The sequence below is a fragment of the Pandoraea sp. NPDC087047 genome, from assembly GCF_044745225.1.
Lineage (GTDB): Bacteria > Pseudomonadota > Gammaproteobacteria > Burkholderiales > Burkholderiaceae > Pandoraea.
In genome coordinates, this window is sequence record NZ_JBIUZU010000013.1 from 102,581 (window position 1) to 116,843 (window position 14,263).

At 63.9% G+C, this 14,263-nt stretch carries 13 protein-coding genes; 10 read left to right on the plus strand and 3 right to left on the minus strand.

What is annotated here, in order from left to right; all coding sequences use genetic code 11:
- Positions 1 to 163: 163 nt before the first annotated feature.
- The 8 genes from ACIPHM_RS22130 to ACIPHM_RS22165 all read left to right on the plus strand — a co-directional run bounded on the left by ACIPHM_RS22130 (position 164) and on the right by ACIPHM_RS22165 (position 9,337).
- Positions 164 to 1,117 (plus strand): bile acid:sodium symporter family protein, encoded by a 954-nt coding sequence (locus ACIPHM_RS22130; RefSeq protein ID WP_400333102.1) that lies wholly within the window; start codon positions 164 to 166, stop codon positions 1,115 to 1,117.
- Positions 1,118 to 1,396: 279 nt separating this feature from the next.
- Positions 1,397 to 1,957 (plus strand): carbonate dehydratase, encoded by a 561-nt coding sequence (locus tag ACIPHM_RS22135; protein ID WP_400333105.1) that lies wholly within the window; start codon positions 1,397 to 1,399, stop codon positions 1,955 to 1,957.
- 81 nt (positions 1,958 to 2,038) lie between these two features.
- The gene (locus ACIPHM_RS22140) at positions 2,039 to 2,812 is read left to right on the plus strand and encodes a peptidylprolyl isomerase (protein ID WP_400333108.1); all 774 of its coding nucleotides are present in this window, start codon (positions 2,039 to 2,041) and stop codon (positions 2,810 to 2,812) included.
- A gap of 516 nt (positions 2,813 to 3,328) precedes the next feature.
- The gene (locus tag ACIPHM_RS22145) at positions 3,329 to 4,747 is read left to right on the plus strand and encodes an NAD(P)/FAD-dependent oxidoreductase (protein WP_400333110.1); all 1,419 of its coding nucleotides are present in this window, start codon (positions 3,329 to 3,331) and stop codon (positions 4,745 to 4,747) included.
- A gap of 70 nt (positions 4,748 to 4,817) precedes the next feature.
- On the plus strand, positions 4,818 to 6,329 hold the full coding sequence (locus ACIPHM_RS22150) for a protoporphyrinogen/coproporphyrinogen oxidase (protein ID WP_400333113.1): 1,512 nt from the start codon (positions 4,818 to 4,820) through the stop codon (positions 6,327 to 6,329).
- A gap of 83 nt (positions 6,330 to 6,412) precedes the next feature.
- Positions 6,413 to 6,988 (plus strand): AfsA-related hotdog domain-containing protein, encoded by a 576-nt coding sequence (locus ACIPHM_RS22155; RefSeq protein WP_400333115.1) that lies wholly within the window; start codon positions 6,413 to 6,415, stop codon positions 6,986 to 6,988.
- Positions 6,989 to 7,031: 43 nt separating this feature from the next.
- A complete protein-coding gene (locus tag ACIPHM_RS22160; RefSeq protein ID WP_400333118.1) occupies positions 7,032 to 7,838 on the plus strand; it encodes a fatty acid desaturase family protein in 807 nt (268 codons plus the stop codon).
- A gap of 11 nt (positions 7,839 to 7,849) precedes the next feature.
- A complete protein-coding gene (locus ACIPHM_RS22165; RefSeq protein ID WP_400333120.1) occupies positions 7,850 to 9,337 on the plus strand; it encodes an FAD-dependent oxidoreductase in 1,488 nt (495 codons plus the stop codon).
- Between the two features lie 128 nt (positions 9,338 to 9,465).
- Here ACIPHM_RS22165 and ACIPHM_RS22170 read toward each other — a convergent pair whose 3' ends face one another.
- A complete protein-coding gene (locus ACIPHM_RS22170) occupies positions 9,466 to 10,170 on the minus strand; it encodes a class I SAM-dependent methyltransferase (protein ID WP_400333189.1) in 705 nt (234 codons plus the stop codon).
- Between the two features lie 271 nt (positions 10,171 to 10,441).
- Between ACIPHM_RS22170 and ACIPHM_RS22175 the strand changes: the two genes are divergently transcribed.
- Complete coding sequence (locus tag ACIPHM_RS22175; protein ID WP_400333123.1) at positions 10,442 to 11,296, plus strand: helix-turn-helix transcriptional regulator; 855 nt, start codon at positions 10,442 to 10,444, stop codon at positions 11,294 to 11,296.
- A gap of 44 nt (positions 11,297 to 11,340) precedes the next feature.
- Here ACIPHM_RS22175 and crcB read toward each other — a convergent pair whose 3' ends face one another.
- On the minus strand, positions 11,341 to 11,739 hold the full coding sequence (crcB, locus tag ACIPHM_RS22180) for a fluoride efflux transporter CrcB (protein WP_400333125.1): 399 nt from the start codon (positions 11,737 to 11,739) through the stop codon (positions 11,341 to 11,343).
- Positions 11,740 to 11,858: 119 nt separating this feature from the next.
- A complete protein-coding gene (locus tag ACIPHM_RS22185) occupies positions 11,859 to 12,548 on the minus strand; it encodes an orotate phosphoribosyltransferase (protein WP_400333128.1) in 690 nt (229 codons plus the stop codon).
- Between the two features lie 366 nt (positions 12,549 to 12,914).
- On the opposite strand from ACIPHM_RS22185, the gene ACIPHM_RS22190 reads away from it, so the two are divergent.
- Positions 12,915 to 14,165, plus strand: coding sequence for an MFS transporter (locus ACIPHM_RS22190; protein WP_400333131.1), 1,251 nt, complete (start codon positions 12,915 to 12,917; stop codon positions 14,163 to 14,165).
- The last annotated feature ends 98 nt before the right edge of the window (positions 14,166 to 14,263 follow it).

Below are 14,263 nucleotides of genomic sequence, written 5' to 3' on the forward strand. Positions count from 1 at the left end.
CATTACGGCCATGACGCCGGGTGCTGCGATTCGCACGTCCCGGCGTTCTCGCCGCCGCCTTGCGCTGAACGCCCATCGACCGCTGTCGCGCCATCCGGATCGGCCCGGACGGGCGGGCTGCGCAAAATAAGTAAAATATTAACTTTTTGCGCCCGAGAATCTCATGATCGCCCGTGTCACCCGGCTGTTCCCGTTGTGGGCTCTGCTGATGTCCGTTTTCGCATTCTTCTCGCCGGGCAGCTTCTCCGGCATCACGCCACATGTCACGGCACTGCTCACCGTGGTGATGTTTGCGATGGGCGTCACGCTCACTTTCGACGACTTCAAGCGTGTGCTCACCCGTCCCGCCCCCATCGTTGCCGGTGTGGTGCTTCACTATCTGGTCATGCCGCTGGCCGCGTGGATCATTGCACGCGTGCTGCACATGCCACCCGATCTGACAGCGGGCATGGTGCTTGTGGGCAGCGTAGCGAGCGGCACGGCATCGAATGTCATGATCTATCTCGCCCGAGGCGACGTGGCCCTTTCGGTCACGATCAGTGCCATGTCGACACTCGTCGGCGTATTCGCCACACCGCTGCTCACGCGTCTGTACGTCGACGCCTCGATTGTGGTGGACGTCGAGGGCATGCTGTTGTCGATTCTTCAGATCGTGGCGCTGCCGATTGGCGCGGGTTTGCTCATCAATCGCTTCTTTGGCCGCGCCGTGCGGGCCATCGAGGGTTTCCTGCCACTGGTGTCCATGGTGGCGATCGTGCTGATCATCGGTGCGGTGGTCGGCGCGAACCAGGGCAACATTGCCACGGTGGGGCCGCTGGTCATGCTGGGCGTGATTCTGCACAACGGCCTGGGACTGCTCGGCGGGTACTGGGGCGGTCGTGCACTGGGCTTCGACGAATCGATCTGCCGCACGCTGGCCATCGAAGTCGGCATGCAGAACTCGGGTCTTGCCGCCACGCTCGGCAAGATCTATTTCACGCCGCTCGCGGCGTTGCCTGGCGCCCTCTTCTCCGTCTGGCACAACCTGTCGGGCTCGCTGCTCGCAGGCTACTGGCGCGGTCGCCCGACGGGCACGGCCAACGATTCTCAGGCGACGGCAACGCGTCCGACACACTGAGTTTTTTCCGCACCGCACACGGGTGTGTGCGGTGCGCAACGGGAGCTCTCACCGTCATCGCGAGCATTTGCGTTTCTGTCTCTCATCGCCTAAAACATCGATATACCGTTCGCAGCGGTGAGAGAGTCCGTATCACGGCGCCCGTCCGTGTTCCCTTTCCTCCGTTCGTCCACAGGGCGTATTCCGGCGTGGCCAGCGACGACCAGCACGCATCGCGCAATTCGCGCGGCGCGCTGTCGTGGCCCGGGGTACGAGCGAGCGGTCTGGAGTCACTCAAGCATGTTGCGAAAGAATCCGCGCGGGGATTATCCCGTGGTGCACGAAACTTCGTTCGTCGATCCCACGGCCATTTTGTGCGGCCAGATCATCGTCGGCGAGAACGTCTTCATCGGGCCTTATGCGGTGCTGCGCGCCGACGAGGTCGATGAGCACGGCAAGATGGAGCCAATCGTGATCGGCGCCAATTCCAACATTCAGGACGGGGTCGTGATCCATTCGAAAGACGGCGCACGCGTTTCCATCGGCGAGAACACGTCGATTGCCCATCGCTCCATCGTGCATGGACCTTGCGTCATCGGTCATCGGGTCTTCATCGGCTTCAACTCGGTGTTGTTCAACTGCGTCGTGCACGACGGCGTGGTGGTGCGGCACAACAGCGTGGTCGACGGGCGCGATATTCCCGAGAATTTCTACATCCCCTCGACCACACATATCAGCCGCGAGACCGATCTTGCGACCATTCCGAAAGTCACTGTCGATGCGCGTGAGTTCTCCGAATCGGTGAGCCGCACGAATGTGCAGCTCGCGCGTGCCTATCGTCGTATTCAGAACACGTTCTGACGACAGGATCCGGCTCGCCGGCAACGGGCTGGCGAGCGCGCATGAACGGTGGCCGTGAACGCTTTTTGGTGGGAGTCCGTCATGTCTTTGAGCGTCAACGGTATTGTCATCGACGCACGCCGCGTCGCCGATGAGATCGATCAACATCGAGACGCGGCCGATCCGCAAGCGGCCGCCGAGCACGCGCTGGTGAGTCGCGAGTTGCTGCGTCAGCGGGCGCGCGACTTACGCCTGCTCGACGAGGACACTGACGCCAGCGACGACGCCGTCGTCGACGCACTCTTCACGCGCGACGTGCGGGTGCGCCGTCCGACCGAGGCCGAATGCCGGACTTACTTCCACGATCACGCCGGACAGTTCCGCGTGGGCGACAAGGTGCAGGCGAGCCATATCCTGTTCGCGCTATCGGCGGGGGTGCCGCTGTCGAGCACGTTGGGACGCGCTCAGGCGGCGCTCGACGCCGTGCTCGCCGAGCCGTCGTCGTTCGAAACCGTCGCGCAGATGATGTCGGATTGTCCGTCGGGGCGCGGCGGCGGCAGTCTTGGCTTGCTCGCGCGCGGCAGCGGGGCGCCGGAGTTCGAACTGGTGCTGTTCTGTGGCGACCGGCTCGGCGTGTTGCCGCGGCTGGTGAATACCCGCTACGGCTTTCACGTCGTGCGTATCGAGCGACGCATCAAAGGGCGCATGCCGCCGTTCGAGCGCGTGGCCGATCGCATTGCTGCGCTGTTGTACGAACAATCCCGGGCACGCGCATTGCGGCACTATGTGGCCCTGCTCGACGGGGCCGCCGAAATCACCGGCGCCGACGATGACGATGGGCCACTGCGTGTGCCCGGCGACGGGCTAAACGCCTAAAGTCACCCTGTCAGGTTCTGCTCCCGCCGAAGGCCGGTGTCTGTGCCGAACAGACCCCGGCCGTTCTCGTTGACGGACGACTCGCCGAGGGCGCAACACCTTGCGCCTGAAGGGACGCCGTCATCTTCCTCCCCCAACGAAGCCCCGCTGTCCGGTCTGTGCGACGGCCGTCCCGGTTTTCGTTTTCCGATGTCTTTCATAAGTTGCTGCGCCATGCGCATCTGAACGGCGGCCGGCGCTCGCCTATGCTCGGGAGGTCGTGATGTCCGAGTGTCAATCTCGCGACACTCGAAGTGTGTCGTTGAACACGCGGGGGCGATGTCAGGGCAACGATTGCGACCTGAGCCGTTGTTAGCGGCGGGATTTCAGGGATTGCAACTGCGCATCATCGGCGGGATGCCAGGTAGCGGCCGGCGACATCGTGCTGGCGGCGTTGCCATTTTTCGGTCTGCGCAATGCGCTTTTGTTCGACGTGCCTTCGTCGGCAAGCGCATCGCACCGTCATGGAGACACCTCATGACTGCTGCATCGACGTTGGCACAGGGTGTGCCTTGCGGTAACCCATCGCCGCCTTCGCGCGCCATCGTGGTCGGCGCGGGCATGGCGGGCTTGCTCGCGGCCCACGTGCTGGCAGGACACTTCGAAGAAGTCTGTCTCCTTGAGCGCGACGATCTCGCCGAAGCACCGGAGCCGAGGCCGGGCGTGCCGCAAGGGCACTATGTTCATCTCCTGATGATGCAGGGGCTGCGCACGCTCACGACACTGTTCCCGGGCCTTGAGCAGACGTTGGTCGAGGCCGGCGCGGTGCCGGTGGACTGGTATCGCTCGGTGCGCTGGTTCGGGGCCGCGGGCTGGATGAAAACGGGGGGTGAAGGGTTCGTGACCTACTCGATGAGCCGTAACCTGCTCGAGTTCGCGGTGCGTCAGCGGGTGCAGGCCGAGCGGCGCATCAGCGTGGTGAAGCGCTGCGAAGTGACCGGACTCAGCTTCGACGCTTCGCTTTCGCGTGTTTGCGGCGTGACGTTTCGGCACCGCGCCGGGACGTCGTCCGGTCATGCCGACAATGGCACGACATTGCATGCCGATTTCGTTGTCGACGCGAGCGGTCGCAACTCACGCGCACCGACGTGGCTGACGGCCGCAGGTTACGAAGCGCCGCGAGAGACCGTCGTGAATGCCGGCGTCGGGTACGCGAGCCGTCTCTATGAGGCGCCGACGCGTTGGGACGGGCGGGACTGGGACGCGATGGTGGTGTACGAGCGTCCCCCGGGATGCTGGCGCAGAGGCACGATCTTCCCGATCGAGGGAAATCGGTGGATCGTCACGTTGACGAGCGCTGGCGGCGATCATCCACCGGGGGACGAAGCGGGTTTCCTGGACTTTACGCGCAGTCTGCCTGCATCGGCGCTGCACGACGCCATTGCCGTGGCCGATCCGGTGTCGACGATCCGCCAGTTTCGCCGCACGGAGAACCGTTTGCGTCACTACGACAAGATCGGGCGCTGGCCCGCAGGCTTCGCCGTCATCGGTGACGCCGCGTGCAGTTTCAACCCGGTGTACGGGCAGGGCATGACGATTGCCGCGTTGAGTGCCGTGGCGCTCGACGCCCATCTGCATGCCCTTCGTCGCAGCGGCGATGTGCCCGGCAGCCGCGCGTTACAGCGTGCGTTGGCGCGTGTGGCCCGACCGGCCTGGATCCTATCGACGGGTGTCGACATCCGCCAGACGGGGGACAGAGGGCCGGCGCATTGGAAAGCGCAGCTCATGCAGTGCTATGTGGAGCGGCTGCTCCCCCTCGCGGTGGAAGACGACGCCATCTTCCGGCTATTCATGCGCGTGATGCACATGGTGGAGCCTCCGTCGGCGCTGTTTGTCCCCTCGGTCGCGGCGCGAGTCGCCTGGCGGTGTGCCCCCGGCAGGTCGCGCGAACGATAAGCGATAACGACGTGCAGCGGCCCCCGGTTCCGGGGGCAGACCACGCTTGTTTCGTGGTGCGGTGTTCATTATGAGTTGCCGCTATTGGAGTGTCAAAAGGACGAACGGCGTTCGCCTATGCTTAGGATGTCGTGATATCCGGGTGTCAACGTCACGATACTTAAAGCATGTCTTTGAACATGCCGGGGGCCATGTCATGACTACCATTGCGACCTGCGCTGTCGTTGGCGGCGGGATTTCAGGCATTGCGGCGGCACACTATCTTCGCAGTGCCGGAATTCATGTCGAGCTTCTCGAACGGCATCGTACCCCCGGCGGCCGGATGCTTAGCGCCACACTCGACGGTTGCCGGATCGATCTCGGCGGCAAGAACATCGGTCGGCGCTACCTGCGTTTTCGCCGGCTCGCGCACGAGCTGGGTCCCTTTGCGTTCGAGCCTTTCGGCATCAATACGTCACGCATTCGCGACGGAAAAATCGTCACACTCGACAGCACGCGTCGCCTCGGCAGCACACTCGCCTATCTGCGGGGATGTCCGCCCGCCGACGCCTTACGTCTTGCCGGCCTCTGCTCGCGCGTCTGGCTCGACGCGCGCAATCGTTTTCTCGACGGACCGTCATTTGAAAAGCTGTCGCACCAGTCCGACGATTCGCCGCTGACTGCCTACTTCAGCCCTGTGTTTTGTCGCGCCGTGGTGCGGGCAATGTCCGTGCGGATGAACGGTGCCGAGCCCGACGAGATCCACCTGGGTAACTTCGGGACCCACCTGGGGATGTGGCTGGATACGTACGACCAGCTCAAGGACGGAATGGGAGCGTTCGTCAGTGCGGCAGTCGCGCCGCTGCATATTCGCTGCGATACGAGCGTCGAGCGTGTCATGGTGCGCAACGGGCGAGTTTCCGGCTTGCTGCTGCGTCACGCCGACGGGCGCACCAGCAACATGGAATGTGAGCGCGTGGTGCTTGCAACGCCTGCCGGTGTCAGCGCAGAGTTGCTGCGCGAGCACGATGCGATACTCGCCGCTGCGCTCGACGAAATTCGCTATTTCCCGGTGCTTGTCGTGGTGGCGGCCTATCGCCGGCCAATATTCTCTGCGACCGTACGGGGTCTGTCGTTCGGCCCGGATAACGAGTTGAGTAACGCGGGCGCGTATGGCATCGAACGGCTGGACATTGTGCGTTATACGTTCAGCGGCCGCAAAGCGCGCACGCTGATCGAAAGCGCGCGGGGCGTCGACGGCATTTCCGGGCCGCAAACCGAAGCCCTGCTTGATTTGGCCGAGGCGACTCTGCGCCGGTATATTCCGGTGGAACGTGCCGACCGGCGCGACGCTATCGCGCACCTGTTTGATCCCGGATTGTGTGCATACGCGCCGCATCACTACCGGTTGCGGGCATTGCTCGACGATCGGTGTCACGGCGTCGATGGCTTGGCATTTGCGGGCGATTATCTGCGCGGCGCGTCGATTGAGGCTTGCATGTTCGCGGCGCAGGAGGCGGCAGCTCGCATCGCGCAATCTGTCCCCGAGGGCAAGCGACGCCCATCGCGCCATACCGGCTACGGCTACCACCCATCGACGTAAGTCAGGTCTGCAGCGTCCCGGCCAATCCATTCTCTCGCACGATGGATTGGCTTCCGTCCCCCCAACGTTTGAACGGAGTCGCCATGAACCTCCAATTCCCTTCGATCGGCGGTGCTGCCGCTGCTAGCGATACCCCCGCCGGCGATGCCGAAGCTTTTTCGGCACCCGGGAAACTCAATCGAGAACTGGTCCACAAGGCCGACCCGGGCAATGTTCTGGTGGCGTCGATAGAACGGGCCGGCAACACGACCGACGGGCACGAATGTTTTATCGCTACGCTGGATATCGACCGGCACCACCCCTTCTTCTTCGAGCATCCGCTCGACCATGTGCCGGGCCTGATGCTGATCGAAGGCACGCGGCAGACGGGTACCGCGATCTCGCACTGCTTTTATCACGTGTCGCACGATCTCGTTTTCGTCCTCGATGCGCTGAACGTCACCTTCGAGCACTTTGCGGAGTTGTGCGCGCCGCTGTCGGTGCGGTTCGTTATCGTTGACAAAACCTATCGCCACGATCGTCTTGCCTCGCTCTCCTGCGAAAGCCAGTGGCTGCAATTCGACCGTCCGCTGGGCACGATGAATGCGCGCTGGAGCTTTTCTCCGCCAGCCCTGCTCGCCCGGCTGCGCCATGCCGCCAAGGCAGGTGACATTCATTGAGTCCGCCCGATCGTGTCTTTTGATGGGCTTGCGAGGAGGCATCATGAAACATCTCGCTCGATGGCTGGGCTTGCGCTACACACAGGACCTGGCCCCGCTCGCGCTTGTGGTCTGTACGGCGGTGCTGCAGTGGACCGCCTACCTGCGGGTGCACGATATCCGAGCCGCGATCGTATGCGCGACGCTGCTATTGCTGCCTCAGATCGCCGTATCGACCGCAGTGCATAACCAGTCGCATGTGGGCATGTTTTCGGGCGCGTGGGCCAATCGCGTACTTGAGCTGGTCATGTTCCTGCAAACCGGTATGTACGCTGCGAAGTTTCGATTGCATCACAGCCGGGGGCACCACCTGCACTACACTCAACCGGAACGGGACCCGTCGCGTTGGGTCGATGCGAGCGGTGCACGGATGTCGCGGCTCGTCTACGTTGCGCACTACTTCCTCACGTATGACTATCACGTGCTGCGCATTGGACGAACATGCACGCATTTACGCAGGCGCTGTCTCCTGCAGGTGGTGGCCAGCTTCATCGTGCTGGCGGTATTGCTGTTCCACGACCCGCGCAACGCGTTCCTTTTCTTCGTTGCTCCGATCGTATTGGTCTGGTTGAACTTCATCAACATGACCTACGACGACCACATCGACCTCTACTCGCAAGACCCGTTCAAGGCGTCGCACACGAAGACCAATCACTGGCTCAATCTCGTGTTCTTCAACAATGGATACCATCTCGCGCATCACTTACGCCCGGGCTTGCATTGGAGCCGGTTGCCGCAATTTCACCGGCAGATTGCCCAGCGGATCGACGTGCCGCCATCGGCAAGCGCATTGAACCGCTGGTTTCGATAACGAGACGCATCATGACTTCTTCGTCGGTGTTGGCCGGTGGCGTGCCTTGCAGTCGGACATCGACGGCTTCGCGTGCCGTTGTGATCGGCGCGGGCATGGCCGGCCTGCTCACGGCGCACGTGTTGACGGGGCACTTTGAAGAGGTCTGTCTCGTCGAGCGTGACGATCTCGCAGACGCACCGGCGGCGAGACCGGGCGTGCCGCAAGGGCATTATGTCCATCAACTATTGATGCGGGGACTGCGCACGCTTGAGGCACTGTTCCCGGGCCTTGAGCGCACGTTGCTTGACGCCGGCGCGGCGCCGCTGGACTGGTATCGGTCGGTGCGTTGGTTTGGGGCGGCTGGCTGGATGCCGGCGGCGGGCGAAGGCTTCGTGACCTGTTCGACAAGCCGCAATCTCCTGGAGTTTGCCGTGCGCCAGCGAGTGCAGGCCGAGCGGCGCATCATTGTACTGACGGGGTGCGAAGTGACGGGGCTTAACGTCGATCCCTTGCGCGCACGTGTTTGCGGCGTGACGATTCGGCCCCGTGCGGGGGCGTCTTGGGAGCATGCCGGCAATGCCACGACATTGCAGGCCGATTTCGTTGTCGATGCCAGTGGCCGGAACTCGCACGCACCGACATGGCTGGGGGATGCTGGCTTCGACACACCGCGAGAGACCGTCGTAGATGCCCGTGTCGGGTATGCAAGCCGTCTCTACGATATACCGAGACGTACGCTCTGGCGAGACTGGCAAGCGCTGGTGGTGCATGGCCGTGCGCCCGAATGCTTGCGCAGCGGCACGATCTTCCCGATCGAGGGCAATCGGTGGATTGTCACTTTGACGGGCGCTGGCGGCGATTTCCCCTGTGGCGATGAAGACGGCTTCGCGGCCTTTGCGCGCAGTCTGCGTGTGCCTGCACTCTACGACGCCATTGCCGTTGCCGACCCCGTGTCGCCCATCCGCCAGTTTCGCCGCACGGAGAACCGTTGGCGCCACTTCGAAGAGATGGGGCGATGGCCTGCAGGCTTTGCGGTCATCGGTGACGCCGCGTGCAGTTTCAATCCGGTGTACGGACAGGGAATGACGATTGCCGCATTAAGTGCTGTTGTGCTCGACGCGCATCTGTATGTTCTTCGCCGGAGCGGCGATGCACCGGGTAGCCTTGCGTTGCAGCGAGTTCTGGCGCGCGTGGCACGGCGCGCATGGATATTCGCAACGGGAACCGATCTACGTCAGATCGGTAACGCCGGGGCTGAGCATTGGAGGGCGCGGTTCATGCAGCGCTATGTTGAGTCTGTGCTCGGACTCGCAGTGGACGACGCTGCCATTTACCGCAGGTTTCTGCGCGTGATGCATATGGTGGAGCCTCCGACTGCGCTGTTCGCACCTTCGATTACCGCCCGGGTCGCTTGGAGATTTTTCCGTCATCACGCTGCGCGCTTCCTTACTGCGGGAAACGTCTTCTCACAACGCGGCCGTCATTGGAACGGCTTCGGAAAAACAGGGCGAAAGTGATGGCCGGTGCGGCGCAGGTGAGTGTCTTGTCACGCCAACTTCCTAAAGGCTGACACGAGGTTCGTTTTCAACGGGGCGGGCCTTGACGCCGTCGCCCCGTCTTTGCGCCTTCCCGGCTCCGGGAACACTCAACCGACGATCAACTCGAGTGTGAGCGTGTCGAGCGTAAACGAGCCGTCGCACTGAATGCGGAAGTGATCGCGCACGCTGTCGGCCATCGACTGCTGCAATGCGCGAATGGCGACCTGCATGTGTTCCGGCGTGCGCATGCGCGTTGTCCACGTCTTGAAGTCGAGTTCAAGCGTGCGCGGCGTGAGCGACGCCAGCGAGAATCCCGCGCCTGCCGCCATCGTCAGCCATTCGCCCGGTGCGTAGTTGCGCACGTGCGAGGTGTCGCGCAGCACTTCGACGGCTTGCAAATACGTGTCGAACAGCGGCTGGCCGGTGGAGGCGACGTCGCAGATCGCAACGCGTCCGCCAGGCTTGAGCACGCGGCGCATTTCGCGCAACGCCGCGCCCACATCCGCCCAGTGGTGCGCGCTGTAGCGACTGAAGACGAGGTCGAAGCTGGCGTCGTCGAACGGCAGCGATTCGGCCGCGCCGAGTTGCGTGTCGACGTTCGTCAACCCGCGCCTGGCGGCTTCGCCCGCGACCACGCCGAGCATGTCGGCCGAGAGGTCGTACGCCACCACGCGCGCGACGTGCGGCGCGGCGAAGAAACTCACGTGACCCGCCCCGCAACCGAGGTCGAGCACCTGCGCGCCCGCATGTGCGCGAGCGATCCCGGCGAGTTGCTCCAGATCGGCGCCCTGTGCGTGGTTGGCGCTCGTCAGATAGGCGGATGCCTGCGGGCCGAACTGGCCGGTGACGACCGCGTTGTGGGCGTCATGGGATGCGGGGGACGCATGGTCTGCCTTGCCTGCTTGCTGCGCAGTGGGCCGTTGGGTATCGCTCACGGAGAGCCTCCTTTGTTTGTGGGGCGGGGCGCGCGGTGTCGCTGCGTATGCCGGGGTATCGTTTTGTGCGTCGAGGTCTTGCGCGACATCGATGGGTCTCACGATAATGGCTCGTCGATACCGGTACAAGTTACCTAGTTATCCTAGTATGAAAACTACCCCCATTCCCTCGCACGATACGCCATCAGGTGAGCGTAGCCCTCACGCTGCGCCTGCGGACGACGCACGTCAACGTCGCGCATTGGGCGACTTTCTGCGCGCGCATCGCGAGCGGCTGACGCCCGCGGCGGTCGGGCTGCCGCCCATGGGACGGCGGCGCACGCCGGGCCTGCGCCGGGAGGAGGTGGCGCAGTTATGCGGCCTGTCGTCGACCTGGTACACGTGGATCGAGCAGGCGAGGGAGGTGTCGATCTCGGCGGGGGCGCTGGCGGCGGTTGCCGGGGCACTGCGGCTCTCGCGCGCCGAACGGGCGTATCTGTTCGATCTCGCGGGCAAGCGCGATCCGGAGCGTGGTGCCGAACCGCTGCCGCATCACGCCGCAGCGCAGGTCCAGGCCGCGGTGGCGGCCGTCGCCGCGCCCGCCTATGCGCTCGACCGGTGTTGGGACGTGCTCGCCTGGAACGACGCCGCTGCCGATATCTTTCGCGGCTGGCTCGACGTCCCCGGCGCGCCGGGCACGAAAAACCTGCTGCGCTACATCTTCCTCGACGCGGGGGCGCAAACGTTGATTCGGGACTGGGAGCGTCGCGCGCGACGCGTTGTTGCGGAATTTCGCGCCGAGTGCAGCGCCTATCTCGACGATTCGCCCGTGCGCGCGCTGACCGACGCGTTGCAGCGCGAGAGCCCGGTGTTCGCCGCGCTCTGGTCGCAGCAGGATGTTGTGGAGCGCGAGGGCGGGCGGCGCGGTTTCCATCATCCCGAGCGGGGCGACATCGATTTCGCGCAGGTCACGTTCCGGTTGTCCGGGCATGACGACGTCAAGCTCGTGATGCTGCTGGCCTGAGCCGTCAACCGATCAAAGGCGCAGAGGATCGGCAAATCACCTGTTCAGACGGCCGGACGCAGCCATTGCACGAGCAGCATGGCGCTGGCCATGCCGAACAGCGTCATGACGAGCGAGCCACCCACATGGACGACGACGATGAGCGACGCCCAGCCGATCTGGCCTTCGCGCAGCAGCGTGGTGACTTCGGCCGAGAAGGTGGAGAACGTGGTGAGGCCGCCCAGAAAACCGGTGACGATGAACAGACGCCATTCGATCGGGATCGACGGCACGTGGCTGAACAGCGCGACTGCCACGCCGATCAGATAGCCGCCGCCGAGGTTGGCAGTGAGGGTGCCAAGCGGGATCGTCGGCAGGATCGTGTTGAGTTGTACGCTCAGCGTCCAGCGCAGCAATGCGCCGAGGGCGGCCCCGATACTGACGGCGACGACCGAAGCAAACATGGATGACTCTCCTCGCGGATCGGGTCAATCGTTCACATGATGCGGATAAAAAAACGGCCAGCCGTTTCGGGCTGACCGTTCTCGCCTCTCAAGCGAATACGACGCGCAGTTCCAAGGACTTAGTCCTTCGGGAACGACGTGGCGCCACCGTGCGCGCCCGACCACTCGGCCGGAGCGTTCAGGAATTTCTCCACTTCGTCGAGCGTCTTCGTGTCGAAGTGGTTCTGCTGCTTGGCCACGCACAGCACGTCCCACCACGTTGCGAGCGAGTGCAGTTGGACATCGATGTCCTTGAGCACCTGACGGCTCTCCGGGAAGATGTCGTAGTGGAAGATCACGAACACGTGATTCACGCTCGCACCGGCTTCGCGCAGCGCCTTGCAGAAGTTGATCTTGCTGCGGCCGTCGGTCGTCAGATCTTCGACGAGCAGCACGCGCGAGCCTTCCGGCAGATCGCCTTCGATCTGGGCATTGCGGCCGAAACCCTTCGGCTTTTTGCGCACGTACTGCATCGGCAGCATCAGCTTGTCGGCGATCCAGGCCGCGAACGGAATGCCTGCGGTCTCACCGCCGGCGACCGTGTCGAACTGCTCGCAGCCGATGTCCTGAATGATGACGGCCTCTGCGAAGTCCATCAGCGTACGGCGCACGCGCGGGTACGAGATCAGCTTGCGGCAGTCGGTGTAGACCGGGCTGGCCCAGCCCGAGGTGAAGATGTACGGCTTCTCGGCGTTGAAATGCACCGCGCCCACTTCGAGCAGGATCTTGGCGGTGATGTCGGAAATCGCCTGGCGGTCGATGCCAATCATGATGCGGTTCCTCAGCGTTGCTGCCCGCCGTGCGGCGTGCAGCCAGGAGTCATGGGTGAGTCAGCGGTCTGCCGCACTACCTGAATACGTAGCGTGCTGCGGCAGTGCACCGTCTGAGGCGGCGGGCGGCGCGTCTTGCAACGACCGGCCTGCGCTTAAGCGCGAATTATGCCACAAGTTTCAGCACATGCGACGTCAATTATGCACTGAGCGTATATTTTGTGACGCATGGGTACGCGCAGTGTGAGCGCACGGCGCATATGAAAAAGTGCCTCCGACAGATGAGTCCAAAAAAAGAGACAGTTGCCGCGCCTTTATGACAGGCATACACTCTCGCCGAAATTCAGACCCGTCCGGACGCCCCTCATGCCTAACGATTCCTCGCCTTACGTGGCCGCACCTGCGGCTTCGGCCGCCGCGCCGCAGGGCAACGCCTACGCGAACCGTGCCCTCTGGGCTTCCGCCATCGGCTATGCCATGGACGGCTTCGACCTGCTGATCCTCGGCTTCATCCTGCCGGCCATCGCGGCCGATCTCGCGCTCTCCAGCGCGCAGTCGGGCGCTCTCGTGACCTGGACGCTCGTGGGCGCGGTCGTCGGCGGCATCGTCTTCGGCATGCTCTCGGATCGCTACGGCCGCGTGCGTGTGTTGTCGTGGACGATTCTGCTGTTCGCGGTCTTCACCGGCCTGTGCTCGCTGGCACAGGGCTACTGGGATCTGCTGGCGTACCGGACGATTGCGGGTATCGGCCTGGGCGGCGAGTTCGGCATCGGCATGGCGCTTGCGGCGGAAGCCTGCGCGCCGGAGCGCCGGGCACGGGCGTCGTCGTTCGTGGGGCTGGGCTGGCAGGCCGGGGTGCTCGCCGCCGCGCTGCTCACGCCGCTGCTGCTGCCGGTCATCGGCTGGCGCGGCATGTTCGCGGTCGGTCTGCTGCCGGCGGTGGTGTCGTTCATCATGCGCCGCACGCTCGGCGAGCCGGAGATGTTCCTCGCGCAGCAGCAGCAACCGCGCGAGCACGCACCGCTCAAGCTGCTGGTCAAGGACTGCGCCACCACGCGCGCGAGCCTGGGCGTGGCGATTCTGTGTTCGGTGCAGAACTTCGGCTATTACGGTCTGATGATCTGGATGCCGTCTTACCTGTCGAAGACGTTCGGCTACTCGCTCACCAAGTCGGCCATGTGGACGGCGGTGACGGTGCTCGGCATGGCGTTCGGCATCTGGCTGTTTGGCCGTCTGGCCGATCGCTTTGGGCGTCGTCCCACGTTTATCGGCTATCAGATCGGCGCGGTCGTGATGGTGTTCGTCTACGCGCAGCTTCAGTCGCAGTTCTCGCTGCTGATCGGCGGCGCGGTGATGGGCATGTTCGTGAACGGCATGATCGGCGGCTACGGCGCGCTGATCTCCGAGTTGTACCCGACGGCGGCGCGTGCAACGGCGCAAAACGTGCTGTTCAACATCGGTCGCGCCGTGGGCGGTTTCGGGCCGCTGACGGTGGGGGCACTGGCCGCGGCGTACTCGTTCAAGATGGCGCTCGTCTTTCTCGCCAGCATCTACATGCTGGACGTTCTCGCCACGCTGTTCCTGATTCCCGAGCGCCGCGGCGAGGCGCTCCAGTAAAGCGCGCCAGCGATTTTGCCGCACGTGTGCCATGCTGCATGTGCGGCATCATGCTTGGAGCACAAGGTGTACACTTTGCGTCCTGCGGTGCGCACCGG